The 17,354-nt window shown below is 70.5% G+C and carries 14 protein-coding genes and 2 pseudogenes; 8 read left to right on the forward strand and 8 right to left on the reverse strand.

Features of this window, described 5'->3' with window-relative positions; genetic code table 11:
* Positions 1–130: 130 nt before the first annotated feature.
* A pseudogene (locus NGK70_RS24330) lies at positions 131–601 on the forward strand (DNA ligase-associated DEXH box helicase); the annotation flags it as partial.
* 85 nt (positions 602–686) lie between these two features.
* On the opposite strand, the gene NGK70_RS24335 reads toward NGK70_RS24330, so the two are convergent.
* Positions 687–1,913: an IS110 family RNA-guided transposase gene (locus NGK70_RS24335; protein WP_251969229.1), complete on the reverse strand. Its 1,227-nt coding sequence runs from the start codon at positions 1,911–1,913 to the stop codon at positions 687–689.
* Positions 1,914–2,213: 300 nt separating this feature from the next.
* Here NGK70_RS24335 and NGK70_RS24340 point away from each other — a divergent pair.
* Together NGK70_RS24340 and NGK70_RS24345 are read left to right on the forward strand one after the other, a co-directional pair.
* A pseudogene (locus NGK70_RS24340) lies at positions 2,214–2,777 on the forward strand (DNA ligase-associated DEXH box helicase); the annotation flags it as partial.
* 2 nt (positions 2,778–2,779) lie between these two features.
* On the forward strand, positions 2,780–4,594 hold the full coding sequence (locus NGK70_RS24345; RefSeq protein ID WP_251971020.1) for a cisplatin damage response ATP-dependent DNA ligase: 1,815 nt from the start codon (positions 2,780–2,782) through the stop codon (positions 4,592–4,594).
* A 58-nt stretch (positions 4,595–4,652) separates the two neighbouring features.
* On the opposite strand, the gene NGK70_RS24350 is transcribed toward NGK70_RS24345, so the two are convergent.
* Complete coding sequence (locus NGK70_RS24350) at positions 4,653–4,841, reverse strand: hypothetical protein (protein ID WP_251971021.1); 189 nt, start codon at positions 4,839–4,841, stop codon at positions 4,653–4,655.
* Between the two features lie 97 nt (positions 4,842–4,938).
* A complete protein-coding gene (locus NGK70_RS24355; RefSeq protein WP_251971022.1) occupies positions 4,939–7,314 on the reverse strand; it encodes a carbohydrate binding family 9 domain-containing protein in 2,376 nt (791 codons plus the stop codon).
* Positions 7,315–7,491: 177 nt separating this feature from the next.
* On the opposite strand from NGK70_RS24355, the gene NGK70_RS24360 reads away from it, so the two are divergent.
* Complete coding sequence (locus NGK70_RS24360; protein ID WP_251971023.1) at positions 7,492–7,971, forward strand: cache domain-containing protein; 480 nt, start codon at positions 7,492–7,494, stop codon at positions 7,969–7,971.
* Between the two features lie 67 nt (positions 7,972–8,038).
* Positions 8,039–9,592: a methyl-accepting chemotaxis protein gene (locus NGK70_RS24365; RefSeq protein ID WP_251971024.1), complete on the forward strand. Its 1,554-nt coding sequence runs from the start codon at positions 8,039–8,041 to the stop codon at positions 9,590–9,592.
* Positions 9,593–9,654: 62 nt separating this feature from the next.
* Here NGK70_RS24365 and NGK70_RS24370 read toward each other — a convergent pair whose 3' ends face one another.
* From NGK70_RS24370 to NGK70_RS24385, 4 genes are read right to left on the reverse strand one after another with little or no spacing between them, the layout of a single operon-like run.
* Positions 9,655–10,674 (reverse strand): TRAP transporter substrate-binding protein, encoded by a 1,020-nt coding sequence (locus NGK70_RS24370; RefSeq protein WP_251971025.1) that lies wholly within the window; start codon positions 10,672–10,674, stop codon positions 9,655–9,657.
* 52 nt (positions 10,675–10,726) lie between these two features.
* On the reverse strand, positions 10,727–12,019 hold the full coding sequence (locus NGK70_RS24375) for a TRAP transporter large permease (protein WP_251971026.1): 1,293 nt from the start codon (positions 12,017–12,019) through the stop codon (positions 10,727–10,729).
* Positions 12,020–12,024: 5 nt separating this feature from the next.
* Positions 12,025–12,540, reverse strand: a complete 516-nt coding sequence (locus NGK70_RS24380) for a TRAP transporter small permease subunit (RefSeq protein WP_428985554.1) — start codon at positions 12,538–12,540, stop codon at positions 12,025–12,027.
* Positions 12,537–13,040, reverse strand: a complete 504-nt coding sequence (locus NGK70_RS24385) for a gluconokinase (RefSeq protein WP_251971027.1) — start codon at positions 13,038–13,040, stop codon at positions 12,537–12,539. The genes NGK70_RS24380 and NGK70_RS24385 overlap by 4 nt, the downstream gene beginning before the upstream one ends.
* A gap of 193 nt (positions 13,041–13,233) precedes the next feature.
* Here NGK70_RS24385 and gntR point away from each other — a divergent pair, with 193 nt between their 5' ends.
* The 3 genes from gntR to NGK70_RS24400 all read left to right on the forward strand — a co-directional run bounded on the left by gntR (position 13,234) and on the right by NGK70_RS24400 (position 16,015).
* Positions 13,234–14,283: an HTH-type transcriptional regulator GntR gene (gene gntR, locus NGK70_RS24390; protein WP_251971028.1), complete on the forward strand. Its 1,050-nt coding sequence runs from the start codon at positions 13,234–13,236 to the stop codon at positions 14,281–14,283.
* 192 nt (positions 14,284–14,475) lie between these two features.
* Entirely contained in the window at positions 14,476–15,141 is a 666-nt protein-coding gene (locus tag NGK70_RS24395) for a patatin-like phospholipase domain-containing protein (RefSeq protein ID WP_251971029.1), read from the forward strand.
* Positions 15,122–16,015, forward strand: a complete 894-nt coding sequence (locus tag NGK70_RS24400) for a sensor histidine kinase (RefSeq protein ID WP_251971030.1) — start codon at positions 15,122–15,124, stop codon at positions 16,013–16,015. Before NGK70_RS24395 ends, NGK70_RS24400 begins: the two co-directional genes overlap by 20 nt.
* A gap of 49 nt (positions 16,016–16,064) precedes the next feature.
* Here NGK70_RS24400 and NGK70_RS24405 read toward each other — a convergent pair whose 3' ends face one another.
* Positions 16,065–17,327, reverse strand: coding sequence for an AAA family ATPase (locus NGK70_RS24405; RefSeq protein ID WP_251971031.1), 1,263 nt, complete (start codon positions 17,325–17,327; stop codon positions 16,065–16,067).
* Positions 17,328–17,354 lie beyond the last annotated feature (27 nt).

Here is a 17,354-nt window from a genome sequence, read left to right on the forward strand (position 1 = left end):
CTCATCTTGGCGCCAGCTCCCTCGCTTTATCGGCCGAGCAGCGCGGGAATGTCGGGTCAGTTCGCTCCAGGGCAGCAAAGGACACTTGGCTCTGCTACAACCATTCCCCCGTCACCTGCGCTGCCTCGCCGTGTCCGTCGCCGATCTGGTCGTCCTGCGCCCCGAAGGCCTGTACTGCCCGCCGGGCGATTTCTGGATCGACCCCTGGCGGCCGGTGGAGCGCGCCGTCATCACCCATGCCCACGCCGACCACGCCCGCGTTGGCCACGCGGCCTACCTGGCCAGCGCGGAAGGGGCCGGCGTGCTGCGCGCCCGGCTGGGCGGCCACATCGCGCTGCAGACCCTCGGCTGGGGCGACGTCCTCACGCTGGGCGACACCCACGTCAGCCTGCACCCCGCCGGCCACGTGCTCGGCTCGGCCCAGGTGCGCATCGAGCATCGCGGCCAGGTCTGGGTGACCTCGGGCGACTACTTCGCCAGCGGCCATGCCGACGATGCCAACCCGACCTGCGCGCCCTTCGAGCCGGTGCGCTGCCACTGCTTCATCAGCGAATGCACCTTCGGCCTGCCGGTGTACCGCTGGCGGCCACAGCGCGAGGTGTTAATGTGGAAGACACCCAAGCGCGGACGTGTGGCTGCCTGACCTGAGGCTGGTCGGGGCCGCAAGGTCAGCAGGCAAGCGAGTCTCAGGTGGCGGTGGGGGTGGCGATGAAGCCGTGCTTGCGCAGCATTTTGAGCCAGCGCGGGGCGTTGCGCTGGACGTTCAGGGCCTCGTAGTCGACCTCCTTGTCTTGGTAGTGGGTGCCGTTGGCCAACATGGCGTAGACGGTACGCAGCATCTTGTGGGCCAGCGCCACGATGGACTTCTTGTGTCCCTTGCGAATGGCCAGCGCGTCGAACTTGGCCTTGAGCGCGCAGCGGGTACGCGCTGCAGCCTGGGCGAACTCGCACAGCAGCCTTCTGACCCAGGCGTTGCCCTTGCGGATGCGCCCGGTCTTGCGCTTGCCCGCGCTCTCGTTGTTGCCCGGGCAGATGCCCACCCAGCTGGCCAGCCGCTCGGCACTGCCGAAGACGTCCATGTCCGCGCCGATCTCCACCAGCAGCATCGCCGCGCCCTGGATGTCGATACCCGGCAAGGTCTGCAGCAGCTTGAGCTGCGGCTGCCAGGCGCGCAGTCCGTCCAGCAGGTATTGGTCCATGCGGGCGATGCGGGTCTCGATGTGCTCGATGTGCTGCATGATCTCCTGGGCCACGAAGCGGTGCGCGGCGCTGAACTGCTCGGTGCTCAGGGCCTCGAACAACTCGTCCCGGCTGGCCCGAAGGCGCCCCTTTTGATCCAGCACCTCGTACATGGCTTGGCCCGCAATGAGCGCCTTGACCATGGCGCGTGCACTGGCACCGTGGATGTCGCTGACCACCACGTTGATGCGCATGCCCGCATCTACCAGCACCTTGTGCAGCCGGTTCTTCTCGGCGCTGCACATGCCCACGAGCTTCTGCCGCTGACGCGCCACCAGACGAAGCTGGCGCAAGTCCACCGGTGGAATGAACGAGGCGCGCAACAGGCCCGCACGCGCCAGCGTGGCCAGCCACTGCGCATCGGCCATGTCGGTCTTGCGCCCGGGCACAGCTTTGACATGGCGCGCGTTGACCACCCACGCGATGATGCCCACCGCCTCCAGCGCCGCAAACGGGCTCTTCCAGTACACCCCCGTGCTCTCCATCACCACCACCTCGGGCCGAATCTCCAGCGACCATTGCGCCAAGGCACGGCGGTCGCGTCTGAAGGCTCCGAAGTCGCGCTTGGTGACCTCCACTCGGCCATCGTCATGCTCGACCACCGCACAGGCGGTGATCTTGGCCTGGTGTACGTCCAGCGCGATCACGCGTTTGTGCATCGGGGTCAGATCCATTGCCGGGCTCCTGCAGCTTGAACAACAATCACAAGCGTGCGGGCCCGCGCAGGTGCCGCCGACCAACGGCCTGCCGGGACAAAGCCTGGCGGCTCTCTTTAATGTGGGCTGTCGGGCGCCCGGGCTCCGCAAGGAACTCAGCAGCGCCCGCAGGCAATCCTGGGTACGAGTGGTCGGCAGCGGGTCAAGTTAGCGATCGCGGTCGAGTGCCATCAAAATATTGACCGACCTCTACCCGCTCAGGCCCGCACACCCTCAGTGTCTTCCATCATCCAGGGTGACCCGCCCGGGCCATGACAGTTCGCAGAGATCGATGCCTGGTGGGCCGCCAACGCCGCCGCCGGGCGCGCCAGCCTGCTGCTGGGCTACAGCTTCGGCAAGGCGCAGCGGCTGCTGGCCGGCGTGGACCCGGCGATCGGGCCGATCGTGGTGCACGGCGCCGTCGAACCGCTGAACGCGGCCTACCGCAGCAGCGGCATCCCCCTGCCGGCCACCCAGCGCATCGAGGCGCTCGATGCCGGCGCGCTGCGCGGCGCCCTCGTGGTGGCGCCGCCCTCCGTGCAGGGCAGCGCCTGGGCGCGGCGGCTGGGTGAGTTCAGCGACGCCTTTGCCAGCGGTTGGATGCAGTTGCGCGGGCGGCGCCGGCGCAGCGGCGTGGACCGCGGCTTCGTGCTCAGCGACCACGCCGACTGGCCCGGGCTGCTGCGCGCCATCGCCGCCACGCAGGCCGAGCGGGTCATCGTCACCCACGGCGAGGCGGCGGTGCTGCTGCGCTGGCTGAGTGAACAGGGGCTCCAGGCCGGCAGCTTCACGACGGCCTACGGCAGCGACGATGCCAGCGACGGCGACAACGCGGCCGCCTGACCATGCGCCGCTTCGCCCGCCTCTACCTCGACCTGGACGGCAGCACCGCCACCGGCGCCAAGCTGCATGCGCTGCAGGCCTACCTGGCCGACACGGCCCGCACCGCGCCAGCCGATGCGGCCTGGGCGGTCTACTTCCTCTGCGGCGGCAAGCCGCGCCAGGTGGTGCCCACGGCCCTGCTGCGCGCCACCGCCTGCGCCCAGGCCGGGCTGCCGGGCTGGCTCTTCGAGGCCTGCTACCAGGCGGTGGGCGACCTGGCCGAGACGATTGCCCACATCCTCCCGCCGCCCACCCGCCACAGCGAGTCCGGCCTGGCCGAGTGGGTCGAGCAGCGCCTGCTGCCGCTGCGGGGCCTGCCGCCCGCCGAGCAGCAGGCCCGGCTGGCCACCGCCTGGGACGAACTGGACAGCACCGGCCGCTTCCTGCTCGTCAAGCTGATCGGCGGCGGCTGGCGCGTGGGGGTGAGCAAGCTGCTGGTGCAGCGCGCACTCGCCGAATTCGCCGGGCTGGACGCCCAGTTGATGGCCCAGCGCCTGGTCGGCTGGACCGACGCGCGCGCCACCCCCAGCGCGGCCGGCTTCACCGCCCTGCTCGCGCCCGCCGACGCTGCAGCGCCCGCCCCCGGGCAGCCCTACCCCTTCTTCCTCGCCCATCCGCTGCCCGTCGACCCCTGCGCCGCAGACGAATCCGCCGCGGCGCTGGGCGATGCCGCCGGCTGGCTGATCGAGTGGAAGTACGACGGCATGCGGGCACAGCTGCTCAAGCGCGCCGGCCAGGTGTGGATCTGGTCGCGCGGCGAGGAGCTGGTCACCGACCGTTTCCCCGAGGTGGCGGGCCTGGCAGCGGCCCTGCCCGATGGCACAGTGCTGGATGGCGAGTTGCTCGTCTGGCATCCCGGCGAGCCCGCGCCCGCGCCCTTCCAGCGGCTGCAGCAGCGCATCACCCGCCGCACGCTCAGCCGCACCCTGCTGGCCGCCACGCCGGTGAGCTTCATCGCCTACGACCTGCTCGAAGCGGCCGGCCAGGACCTGCGCGGGCAGCCCCAGCACGTTCGGCGCAGCGCGCTGGAAGCGCTGTTCGCCCGCCATCAGGGCGCCGGCACGGACCTGGACGCGCCGCCCGATGGGCCGTCCCTGCGCCTGTCACCGCGGCTGCAGGCCGATGATTGGGCCGGCTACGCCGCGCTGCGGGCCCGGTCACGCGAGCGCGGCGTCGAGGGCCTGATGCTCAAGCAGCGCGAGTCGCGCTACGGCAGCGGGCGCAGCCGTGCCGACGGCCTGTGGTGGAAGTGGAAGGTCGAGCCCTACACCGTCGACGCGGTGCTGATCTACGCCCAGGCCGGCCACGGCCGGCGCGCGGGGGTGTACACCGACTACACCTTCGCGGTCTGGAACCGCCCACCCGCCGATGCCGCCGAGGCGCAGGCGGTGGCCGAGGCCATCGCCCGGCGTGAGCCGCCACCGCCGCGCAACAGTGGCGCCCTGCAACTGCTGCCCGTCGCCAAGGCCTACTCGGGCCTCAGCGACGCCGAGTTCAAGGCGGTCGACCGGGTGATCCGCGCCACCACGCTGGAGCACTTCGGCCCGGTGCGCAGCCTGCGCCCGACGCTGCTGTTCGAGATCGGCTTCGAGGCCATCGCCCCCAGCCCCCGCCACCGGAGCGGCGTGGCGCTGCGTTTTCCCCGCATGCTGCGCATCCGCGAGGACAAGCCGCTGCACGAGGCCGACTGCCTGCCCGGCCTGCAGGCGCTGACGCAGGCGCGGAGACAGGAGCCGCCGCCCACGCCATCACCCGATGAAAACGACCAAGGCCCCTGACGGGGCCTTGGAATCGATCTTCGCCACAGCCGGCACCGCAGTGCCGGCCACAACGAGATTACTTGCTGGCAGCAGCGGCAGCGGCCTTGGCCTTCTTGCTGTGCTTGTGCACGGCCTTCTTGGCCTTGGCCTTGGCCGGGGCGGAGGCAGCCGGAGCGGCTTCGGCCTTGGCGGGGGCAGCGGCATCGGCGGCGTAGGCGCCCACGGCGAAGACGGAAGCGATCAGGGCGGCCAGGATCTTGTTCATGGTGTTGACTTTCGAGTCAGGTGTGGAAGGTGACACTCCAACGGCCCGCGGCGACGCCGGTTGACGGTCAGGACAAAATATTCTCTGGCGGACCCGCTCACCAGCCGGCGCGCAGCTCGCCCACGTCGAACTGCAGTTTGATGAAGCCCTCGGTCACGCGGCGCTCGCTACCACCCGGGTCGGACCGGCTGGCGCCAACGTAGAGGACCGTGCCGGCCGAGTGCCGCCGGCTCCAGGTCAGCGAGGCCACGCGCTGCGTCGGCTCGGCCTGCGTGCCGCGCTCCAGCCGGCTGCGCTGGGTGATGGCGCGCAGGTGGTTGCGCGCATCGAAGTGCCACACCGCCAGCCACTGCATCGCGCTCTCGCGGTAGCCCGGGCGGTCACCGCCCCACAGCCGCGCCGTGGACAGGGTCGGTTCCAGTTCCAGGCGGGCCAGCGGGCGCAGCCGCATGAAGAGGTAGCTGCGCTGGCCCGGCCGCACCACGCCCTGGCCAGCATCGATCAGCCGGCCCTGCGTCAGGTTGGCCTCCAGGTGCGACAGCCAGGGCGCCGGCGAGAGGATGAAGCCCGCGGTGGTGTAGCGCTCGGCCAGCAGCGGCGCATCGGCGGCCAGGCGTTGGCGCTCATGCCCGAACCACTGCAGCCAGCCCTCGAAGTTGCGCGCTCCGTTCACCCACAGGCCCGGGCGCACGCGCTGCTGGATCACCTGGCCGGTGAGCCGGTCGCGCACCTGCAGCAACTCGACGTTGGGCCAGACCTCGTTGAGGCCGATGCCGCGCAGCGCCGGCAGGTCGCGCCAGGCCCGCGAGAGCCAGCCCTTGTACTGGCGCACGCCGGACTGGCCGACGAAGCCGCTGTCGGCCCGGAAGCCCTGGTCGATGTCGTCCACGCCGAGGTGGGCCTCCAGCGTCTCGCTGTTGTAGTAGGCCCGCGTGAACACCCGGTCGCCCGCCACCGCATCGGCCAGGCGCAGCTCACCCTGCGCATCCGGCTGGGCCGTGGTGCGCGCATGCAGCCACTGCGCGTGCAGCCGCCAGCCCTCGGCGAAGGACCAATTCAGGTCCGGCCCCACCACCTCGTTGCTGCCGCGCTCACCGTCGTAGCGCCGCGTGGCTGCCACCAGCCCGCCCTGCAGGCCCGGGCGGTCGGCACGCAGGCGCGCCACCAGCGCGCTGGAGCCCGGCTGCTCGGCATAGCCGGTGCCATAGGGCCCGGGCAGCAGGACGAGGCCGCCGCCCCGGTCGTCGATCGCCATCGCCGTGCCCGCCACGCTGGCCGAGCGCCAGGTGCCGCGCAGGCCCCAGCGCGGCTGCGTCAGGCTGCGGGTGTAGAGCGCCTCGGTGGGCGAGCGCAGCAGGTCGCTGGACTCGAAGAAGAAGGGCCGCTTCTCGCTGAGCTGCAGGGCGTAGCGCTCGTTGCCCTTGAGCTGGGGCACGTCCAGCGCCACCTGCGAGAAATCCGGGTTCAGCGTGGCATCCACCACCAGCTCGGCGCTGGCGCGCCACTTGGCATCCAGGCTGGCGTCCCACTGGGTGCCGGCAGCGCTGTCGTGCCGGGCCGTGAGGCTGGGCCGCAGGGTCAGGAAGTGGTGCGCCGCCGGCAGCTGCACGCCCTCCAGCCGCGGCATGGTCTGGATGAAGCTGGGCGCGTCGCGCGGTACCGGCGCGGAGGTGAGGAGGTGGAACTGCTCGCGCGGCAGGCGCCGCGCCACCAGCATGCGCCAGACGGCGGACGGGTCCTCCGAGAAGCGCAGCGAGGCAAAGGGCAGCCGCAGCACCGCCGTCCAGCCCTCGGCGCCGTGGTGGACCGCGCCGTCCCAGTCGAAGTCGGGCGCGAAGTCCTCGGTGTCGTCGTCGGCGGTGTACATGCCGTCGCCCAGGCTGCCCGAGGCGCCGATGCGGAAGAACTGCGCCGCGCGCCGGTGGCCGATCGCGTCCAGGTGCACCACCACGAAGTCCTGGGTGCGAAACACCTGGTCATGCCGCACCAGCGGTGCACGGATCAGCCCGGGCGCGTCGTCGAAGGCCGTGATGCCGACGTAGATCGCCTGGTCATCGAAGAGCACCTGCACCCGCGTGCGCTGGGCGGGCGGCGCGCCGAACTGCGGGTCCTTCTCGACGAAGCCCTCGAAGGCCGGCGCACGCTGCCAGGCCGGGTGATCCAGCCGGCCGTCAAGCCGGATCTGCTCGCCTGCGCCGAGCCGCACCGCGTACACCGGCGGGAACTCGGCGACGGAACCTGCCACGGGCGCAGCGGGTGCGGCAGGTGCAGCCCCGGTCTGCGCCCCCACGGACCCTGCCAGCAGGGCCGACGCGGCGGCGCACAGGAGGCTGCGCACGCAGCAGCGATCAAGGAGCTTGAAGAGCGGATGTCGCGACATGGCGGGCGATTGTCGTGCCCAGGTGCCGGGCACGCCACAGCGGTTGACAGCCATCGTCAACACCGCCAACAGGCCCCACATCCAGATGGTCATCGGAGGATCGCGCGCCCCCGCGTCTGGGTCCAATCGACGCTGACGGTCGGCTTCAACCCCTCCCCATCCCCCAACGCCCGATCCGGGAGCTTGGCCTGGCTGCACGCCGATTCGGTTCAAGTCCCCGCAAGCCCTGCCGATCTCAAGGTCTTTCAGTCTCTTTCACGGAGCCCTTTCATGCCCATCCAGCGTCGCCACCTCCTTGCCACAGCCACGGTCCTCTGCGCCGCCGCACTCGCCACCCTCTCCCCTGCGGCCTTTGCCGCGGAGAGGGGCACCCGCGACGAAGCCAAGGTGCTGAGCGACGCGGTCACCGCCCACATCAAGAAGGTGGGCATCGAGCAGGCCGCCAAGGACCTCTCCACCGACCGGGCCAAGTGGACCAACAAGGACCTGTTCGCATTCGTGCAGGAGTTCAGCGGCGTGATGCGCTACCACTTGAACGAAAAGATGATCGGCAAGAACTTCCTGGAGGTGAAAGACGCCTCGGGCAAGGAGTTCGCCAAGGAAATGGTCACCGTGGCCAAGGGCGGCAAGCCCGGCTGGGTGGACTACGAATGGGCCCACCCCGTGACCAAGAAGGTGGAGGACAAGTCCGCCTACATCCAGCGCGTGCCTGGCACCGAACTGTTGGTGGGCGTCGGCTTCTACCGCTGAACCTGCACCCTGGCCCACCGCCAGGCCCCTTTGTGACCACGACGGCTTCGCCGGCCGCCTGCCCTCCATGTCCAGATTCCTCCACGACCTGCCCATCGCCGCCAAGGTGGCGCTGGCACCGCTGTTGGCCATCGCCTGCCTGATCGCCGTGTCCGCGGTCGGGCGGCTGTCGAACCAGGCCAGCAGTGCGGCGCTGCGCTCGCTCAGCCAGGAGCAACTGCCCCGCATCGAGGTGGTCGCCAAGCTGAAGACCCGCGTGGTGCAGCTCGACGGCATGGTCATGCGCAGCCTGGCCTACGAGGGCTCGGGCATGAAGGCGGCCCGAGTGGAAGCCGTCGACAAGGCCATCGTCGAGGAACTGAAGGCGGTGCAGGCCCATGTCGGCCAGCTCATGCAGGCCGCCCCGCCCCAGGAGCGGGTGCTCTACGAGCGGCTGCAGAAGTCGCTCGCCGGGTTCGCCAAGCTGGCGCTGGACACCCTGGACATGAAGTCCAGCGGACTGTCGCAGGCGGCCATGCTGATGACCTCGGCCGAGCAGGAACACGCCCGCCTGTCCGAAGCCGTCGAGAAGTTGGTCGCCACGGTGAATGGCCGCATCCAGGCCGAGGTCGAGCAGGCCAACGCCACCGCGGCGCGGGCCGACTCGGTGACCCTGGCGGTCCTCCTGGGCGCCCTGCTGGTGTCGGGCGCCATCACCTGGCTGTGCATCCGCCTGATCGTGCGGCCGCTGCAGGGCGCCGTGCACCTCGCACGCGACATCGCGGCCGGTGACCTGACACGGCGCGTCGAGCACACCAGTCGCGACGAAACCGGCCAGGTGCTGGACGCCATGCAGGACGTGGCCCAGCGCCTGCGCGGGCTGATCGGCCAGATCCAGACCGCCGCGCAGCACATCGAGGGCGCCTCCACCGAGATCACCCAGGGCAACCAGAACCTGTCGATCCGCACCGAGCAGACCGCCTCCGAACTGCAGCAGACCGCCTCGACGATGGAGCACCTGGCCGGCCAGATGCTCGACAGCAGCCAAGGGGCCGCGCAGGCCCACCAGCTGGCAGCGCGGGCCGCGGACATCGCCCGCCAAGGCGGCGGTGCGGTGAAGGAAGCGGTGAGCTCGATGGAACAGATCGCCGCCCAGGCGGTGCGCATCCGCGACATCGTCGGCGTGATCGACTCGCTGTCCTTCCAGACCAACATCCTCGCGCTCAACGCCGCCGTCGAGGCGGCCCGGGCGGGCGAGCACGGCCGGGGATTCGCGGTGGTGGCCGAGGAAGTCCGGGCGCTGGCGGGCCGCAGCGCGGCCTCGTCCAAGGAGATCCGCGCACTGATCGGCGACTCGGTTGACCAAGCCGACACCGGGTCACAGAAGGCCCAGGCCGCCGGCCAGATCATGGGCGAGATCGTGCGCGCCATCGAGGACGCCAGCGGGCTGATCACCACCATCGCCCGGACCAGCCAGGAGCAGGCCGGCGGCGTTGCCTCGGTCAGCGAGGCGGTCAGCCGCATGGACAGCAATACCCAGCAGAACGCCGCGCTCGTCGAGCAGGCGGCGGCGGCGACCGAGTCGCTGCAGGAACAGGCGCGGGCGCTGATGCACTCGTTGGCGGTGTTCCGCACGGCCTGAGCCGAGGGCCGGCACGTTCAGGCGCCGCGCGGCCTCCGGGCCGGCGCGGCGCTTTCACACCCTCACTTGCCGCTGCGCAGCTTGGCCAGCGCCGCCTGCGTGTCCTTCCACAGGTCCATGCCGACGTTGGCCGCGATCGACGCGTTCACGCGCGTGAGCTTGTCGCGCATGCGCGCGGTCTCGGCCGGGGTGAGTTCGTTGATCTGCATGCCCTTGGTCTTCAGGTCGGCCAGGGCCCGGCCAGCTTCCTCGCGCGTGTCCCGGCGCTCGAAGTCGCGGCTCGCCTTGGCGGCGTCGATCAACACCTTCTGCTCGTCCTTGCTCAGACCGTCCCACCACTTCTTGCTGACGGTGACGATCCACGGGCTGTAGACGTGGTTGGTCACGCTCAGGTACTTCTGCACCTCGTAGAACTTGCTGCTCAGGATGGTGTTGTAGGGGTTCTCCTGGCCGTCCACCGTCTTGGTCTCCAGCGCGCTGAACAGTTCCGAGAACGGCAGCGGCACCGCGTTGGCGCCCAGCGTCCGGAAGCTCTCCAGGAAGACGTTGTTCTGCATCACGCGCAGCTTGATGCCGTCCAGGTCCTCCACCTTGGTGACGGCGCGACGGCTGTTGGTGAGGTTGCGGAAACCGTTTTCCCAGTAGACCAGGCCGACCAGGCCCTTCTCCTGCAGCTTGTCCATCACCTTCTGGCCGATCGGACCGTCCAGCAGCACATCGGCTTCCTTGGCGCTGTTGAAGAGGAAGGGCGTGTCCCACAGCGCCATTTCCTTGGTGATGCCCACCAGGGTGGCGGTGGAGCCCACCATCATCTCCTGCGCACCGCCGATCAGCGCCTGCTGCATCTGGGTGTCGGGGCCCAGCGCCGCGGCGCCGATGGCGCGGATCTTCATCTTGCCGCCCGAGGCCTTCTCGACCTGCTCGGCAAAGAGCTTGACGGCGCGGCCCTGGTTGCTGACCTCGTTCAGGCCGTAGCCGAAGCGGATCAGGCGGGGCTTGATGTCCTGCGCCAGGGCGGCCAACGGAGCAGCGATGGCGGCCACGACGGCGGTAGCCAGGAGGGCGCGGCGGAAGAACTTCATGGTGGGACTCTCGGGTTGGACAGTGGGGAACGAAACGAAGACAGGCCGGTGATCAGCGCATCCACGCCACCGGCGCGGTGACGATCTGCGGGAAGGCGACGAACAGCGCCAGGATGGCGACGTAAGTGACGAGGAAGGGGTTCACGCCCCGGATGACCTGCGGCAGCGACAGCCGGCCGACGCCGGCCACCACGTTGAGCACCGTGCCCACCGGCGGGGTGATCAGGCCGATGGCGCCGTTGAGCACGAACATCAGGCCGAAGTAGACCGGGTCGATGCCGGCCTTGACGGCGATCGGCAGCATCACCGGCGCGAAGATCAGGATGGTGGGCGTCAGGTCCAGTGCGGTGCCGATGATGACCAGCGCGACCATCATCACCACCATCAACAGGCGCGGCTGCTCGATCAGCGGGCCCAGCCAGCCGGTCAGCACCCCCGGCAGGTCGGCCAGGGTGATCATGTAGCTGGCCACCTGGGCGCCGGCGCAGAGGAACATCACGATGGCGGTGGTGCGCGCGGCACGCACCAGCACGCCATGCACCTCGCGCAGCTTCATTTCACGGTGCACGAACAGGGCGACGACCAGCGCGTAGAACGCCGCCACCACCGCCGCCTCGGTGGGCGTGAAGATGCCGCTCTTCATGCCGCCGATGATGATCAGCGGCATCAGCAGCGCCCAGAAGGCCTTGGCAGTGGTGCGCAGCCGCGCGGCCATCGGCAGCGCCTCGCCCTTGGGCAGGTCGATGCGCCGCAGCACCCACTTCCAGGCCACGATCAGGCCCGCGCCCATGATCAGCCCCGGCACGATGCCCGAGACGAACAGCGCCGAGATCGAGGTGTTGGTGGTGACGCCGTAGATCACGAAGGGCATCGACGGCGGGATGATGGGCGCGATGATCCCGCCCGAGGCCAGCAGCCCCGCCGAGGTGGCCATCGGGTAGCCCTGCTGGCGCATCATCGGCAGCAGGATGGTGGCCAGCGCGGCGGTGTCGGCCAGCGCCGAGCCGCTCATGCTGGCCATCAGCACCGCCGCGCCGATCGCCACGTAGCCCAGCCCGCCGCGGATGTGGCCCACCCAGGCCTGCGCCATGTCGATGATGCGGCGGCTGATGCCCCCGGAGTTCATCAGCTCGCCAGCCAGGATGAAGAAGGGCACCGCCAACAGCGGGAAGCTGTCGATGCCGGCCACCAGGTTCTGCGCCAGCAACTGGGTGTCCCAGAAGCCCAGCACCCAGGCCATGCCGGCGCCGGTGAGCACCAGCGCCAGCGCCATGTTCATGCCGATGCCCATCAGCACCAGCATGCCGAGCGAGAAGACGATGAAAGCAAGACCTTCGGCAGACATCGCAGTCACTCCACTTCCGCGCTGTGACCAAGGTCCAGCGGCCGGCGTTGAATCAGTTCGACCAGCGCCATCGCGCCGATCGCCAGGGCGCACAGCAGTGCGGGCAGCGGCAGCAGCGCCACCGGGTAGCCCAGCACCACCGAGTGGCTGTCCAGCCCCACCACCACCTGCTGCCACGCGCCCCAGGCCAGCAGGGCGCAGCCCAGCAGCACCAGCACGCGGATCACCGCGGTGGCCACCCCGAACAGCGCCGGCTTCTCACGCAGCAGCCCCACCAGGCTGGTGAACGCCATGTGCTCGCCCGCCGGGTAGGCGGCCGTCGCGCCGATGAAGACCATCCAGACGAACAGCAGGCGCGACAGCTCCTCGCTGGCCGCGATGCCGCTGCCAAAGCCGTAGCGCAGCACCACGTTGACGAACACCGCCAGCGCCATGACGCCCAGGCAGGCGGCCATCGCAGTGTCGGTGTAACGCGCAAAACGTCCGCGGTGGACGGGGCTCGTTTCTGTCTGGGCAGTCATGCCGGCTCCTCGGTATGCAGCCAGGTGGACACCTCAGTCTGCAGTCGGGACAGGGGGGCCGTGGCGTCCAGCCGCCGCACGCGCGGCTCGCCCAGCGGCGACTCCAACGTGGCGAACTGGTTGTCCACCAGGCGGGGGGAAAAGAAGTGCGCCGAGCGCGCGGCAACCCGTGCCTGCGCCTCTTCCGGCGCGATGTCGAGGAAGGCGAAGCGCAGCCCCGGCGAGGCCGAGCGCAGCACATCGCGGTAGCTGCGGCGCAGTGCCGAGCAGGCCAGCACGCAGCCCTGCGGGTGCGCGCACAACTCGGCGGCCAGGCGTTCCAACCAGCCGGCACGGTCGGCGTCGGTCAGCGCCACGCCGGCGCGCATCTTCTCGCGGCTGGCCTCGCTGTGGTGGGCGTCGCCCTCCACCAGCGGCAGCCCCTCGGCCTCAGCCACCGCCGCCGCCAGGCTGGACTTGCCGCAGCCGGACACACCCATGATCACCAGGGAATCATTCATCGCTTGGACAGCGCTATCCAGAGTTGTCAAAAAAATTGCCCGATCGGAGCCTTCGGCCAGAATCGCGCTCCTGCAGCGTCGTGCTGCCTCGGACATCGCCATCCCGATCCGCAGCACCTGCTGGACGCAAGAGATTGGATAGCGCTATCCTACGGACATCGCGACGCCGGCAGATCAGTGAAAACCCTCGATCATGAGCGCCTCCAGCCCCGCCCCTCCCCTCCGCTCCCGAGCCACCGGCCGCGTCACCCTGGCCGATGTGGCCCGCCTGGCCGAAGTCAGCCCGATCACCGTCTCGCGCGCGCTGCGCGGCGAGCGCGCGGTGGACCCGGCGCTGATCGAGCGGGTCAAGGACGCCGCCGCCAAGCTCGGCTATGTGCCGGACCCGGCCGCGCGTGCGCTGGCCTCGCAGCGCAGCTCGCACGTGGCGGTGCTGATCCCGGCGCTGTCCAACGCGCTGTTCGTCGACCTGCTCGAAGCCGCGCAGCGCACCCTGCGCCCGGCGGGTTACCAGACGCTCATCGGCATCACGCACTACGACCCGATCGAAGAGGAGCAGCTGCTGCGCGAGCAGCTGCAGCACCGCCCGGCCGGCCTGCTGGTGACCGGGCTGGACCGCAGCGAGGCCACGCGCGCGCTGATCACCGCCAGCGGTGTGCCCTGCGTGCATCTGATGGAAACCAGCGACGCGCCGGGCGTGTACTCGGTGGGTCTGTCGCAGGAGGAGGCCGGCGCGGCGATGACGCGCCACCTGCTGGCACGCGGGCGCCGCCGCATCGCCTTTGCCGCCGCGCAGCTCGACCCCCGCACGCTGCAGCGCCTGGCCGGCTGGCGCCGCGAGATGGTCAACGCCGGGCTGCACGACCCGGCGCTGGAGTGGCTCAACCCGGCGCCCTCGTCGCTGGCCGAAGGCGCCCGCATGTTCGAGCAGATCGCCGCCCACCGCCCGGCCGACAAGCCGCCAGTGGACGCGATCTTCTTCTGCAACGACGACCTGGCGCAGGGCGCGCTGCTCGCCGCCCTGCGGCTGGGCGTGGCGGTGCCGGCGCAGATCGCCATCGCGGGCTTCAACGACCTGACTGGCAGCGACCAGATGGTCCCGCCGCTGACCAGCGTGCGCACCCCGCGCAGCGAGATGGGCCGCGCGGCCGCGCAGATGCTGCTGGGGCTGATGCGGGGCGAGACCCCCCCCGCGCCCAGCCTGGACCTGGGCTTCGATCTGGTGGTGCGCGGCAGCAGCTGAGGCTTCGCAGCTGGGCTGCGGCGAGCCGGCCCGTTTCGCCTCAAGCCCTGTGGACCCTGGCCGATAACACAGACAAGCGGACAGGTGAGCCGCCCTGGCGAGGCCTGCTTGAACGACTTTTCCTCCCCCGCGCCGCCGGGATGGGCCCTGCGGCTGAAACGAGGACCGAAAGCGCCTCCCGGAAGTCTGGCAGTGCGCCTGTCCAGGGACGCCCAGCGTCTGGCCACCTACGGCATGGCATGGGTGGCCGCACTCTCGCTCGTCGTGACCGGATGGCTGCTCTGGCAGCACGCCGAGGCCTCGCTGCGGCTCGCCGGCAGCGAGCTGCGGGGCGAACTCGCCGCGGGCCTGGAAGGTCTGCACGGCGGGCAGTCCGAGATGGTGCGACACGGCCGCCTGCGCCAGGCCGCGCAGGATGGACCGACTAGCGACGCCGCCGCCGCAGTGTCAGCCGACTTGAACGAATACCTGCAGGCGCACGGCGCCGTCACAGGCATCTGGCTGGTGGACGACAGCGCCCGCCTGGTGGTGGCGCAGCAGGCCGCCAACCTGGCCGACTCCCCACCGGAGCTGCCGCCGCTCGTGCGCTCGATGGCGCAGGCGGCGATGGTGGCCACCCGCCTGCAGACCGGCTGGCGCCAGGACGGCAGCCACCGCGAGCTCCTGTTGGCACAACCCGTGCGCTTCAATGGCTCGCGCCATATCGATGGCGCGCTGGTCAGCGCCGTGTCGATCGACACCCTGCTCCAGCCTGGCCCGCAGCGAACTGATCGGACTGGCGGGTACCGACTTCGACGACCGCCTGGCCGAACGGGTGGCACAGCTCAACCCCCCCGGCATGGCCCAGTGGCATCGTGAACACAGCACCACGGATGGCAACTCCGAAAGCACCGACGTGATGGTGCTGCACGGCCCACCCCAACGCGTGGTGGTGTGCGCCCGGCGCGACTGCGATGCCCCCAATGTCTCGCGCGTGCTGCACCTGCGTGACATCACCCGCGAGACGGAGGTGGACCGCATGAAGAGCGAGTTCCTGTCCACCGCCGCGCACGAGCTGCGCACCCCGATGGCCAGCATCCGCGGCTTCTCGGACCTTCTGATGCTGCGCAAGTTCGATGAGGAACGCACCCGCGACCTGCTGCAGACCATCAACCGCCAGTCGATCTGGCTGACCGACATGGTCAACGAGCTGCTCGACTTGGCGCGCATCGAGGCGCGCAAGGGCAAGGACTTCCAGCTCGAAGTCACCCAGCTGCGCGACGCCGCCGACGCCGCGGTGAAGAGCCTGCTGGTACCCGGTGACGAGCGCCGGGTGCGCTGCCTGCTCGTGGAGGACCTGCCGCCGGTGCACGTGGACCGGGCCAAGATCCAGCATGCGCTGACCAATGTGCTGTCCAACGCCTACAAGTACTCACCGGCCGGCGGCGAGATTGAGCTGCGCCTGCTGCAGCGCCCACAGCCCGAAGGCAGCTCTGGCGGCACGGCGCAGGTGGGCATTGCGGTGCGCGACCAGGGCATCGGCATGGCGCCCGAGCACGCTGCGCGGGCCTTCGAGCGCTTCTTCCGCGCCGACAGCTCCGGCAGCATCCCCGGCACCGGGCTGGGCCTGGCGCTGGTCAAGGAGATCGTCGAGCTGCACGGCGGCCAGGTCGAGCTGCACAGCGAGCTGGGAATCGGCACCACCGTGACCCTGTGGCTGCCGGCCTGGGACAAGGAAACGGTCGACGGCTGACGGCAGGTCTGACGGCCGACGGCAGGTCTGCCGGCACGGCAGCAGGCCGTCACGCCGGTGCGCCGGCGGCTCCTTTCGCCCAGGCGGCGCGCAGCCCGGCCGCGGCGCCAGCGGGCTCATCGGCCGCCAGCAGGGTCTGCTGGATCTGCGCGGGCGACAGCGCCTGCGCCGGGTAGTCCGCCAGCAGCGGCTCGGCCACGCCCGCCGCCGCAGGGAAAAAGCGCAGGAACAGCCCGCGCAGCTGCTCGGCCGTCGCGTTGCCCAGCTCCACCGCCAGGTCGACGCGCCCGGGGCGGATCAGCGCTGCGTCCAGCCGCGCGTGGTGGTTGGTGGTCAGCACCACGATGCGGCCCTCCTGCGCCGCCACGCCGTCCAGCGCGTTGAGCAGGCCGGAAAAGCTGACCTCGATGCGCGCATCCTGCTTCTCCCGGGCGACGAAGAAGGCGTCCACATCCTCGATCAGGATCAGCGAGCGCGGCGGCGTGCGCTGCAGCAGCTCGGCCATGCTGTGGTCGTTGAGCTTGGGGTTGGTCAGCGACAGGGTGCAGAGCTTGAGCCGCAGCTCGCCCGCCAGCGCGTAGGCCACGCTGGTCTTGCCCGTGCCGGGCGGCCCGTACAGGAGGTAGCCACGCCGCCAGGGGATGCCCAGCTGCGCGTACCACTCGCGCCGGGCGAAGAAGCCGTGGATGTCGTCGCGCAGCCGGGCGGCCACCCCGGCATCCAGGACCACCGAGTCCAGGCTGCGGCGCACCTTGCTGTCGGCCAGCCGCCAGTCCTCGCCCCAGCGGTCCACGGCGTAGAGCGACAGGCGGTGCGCCCGCTTGGCCTCGGCATGGCGCAGCGCGCCTTCCAGCACCTCCTCCAGCAGCCGGCGCGGGGCAAACAGGGCGCTGAGGTGGAAGGTCTCGACCACCTGCAGGTTGACCACGATCTCCCGGCGCAGCCACATCAGCCGGCCGCGGTACCAGAACAGATGGAAGCCCGGCGCCGGGCTGTACTGCAGCGTCGGCGCGCCATCGGCCGCTTCGTCCTCGCTCTCGGCCACCGCCGGGTCGGCCTTCACCACCGTGAACCAGCGGCTCTTCTGTCCAAAGTGCTGATCATTCAGCCAGCCGACGAAGGCCGGGAACAGGTCGTTGCGGCTGTCCAGCGTGGCCGTGACCACCAGCGCACGCTGCAGCTGCGACCAAAGCAGGCCGGGCACATGGCGCAGCGAAGCCGCCAGCACCCCCACCAGCCCAAGCGCGATGCCGCCGGCGAAGACCTGGTTCTCGAACTGCTGGCGCAGGGCGTCGAGGAAGGTGGTCCACATGGTGTCTTTGTCGGATTTCCGGCCCTG

Origin of the sequence: Sphaerotilus microaerophilus, from assembly GCF_023734135.1 — a bacterium.
GTDB classification, from domain to species: Bacteria; Pseudomonadota; Gammaproteobacteria; order Burkholderiales; family Burkholderiaceae_C; genus Sphaerotilus; species Sphaerotilus microaerophilus.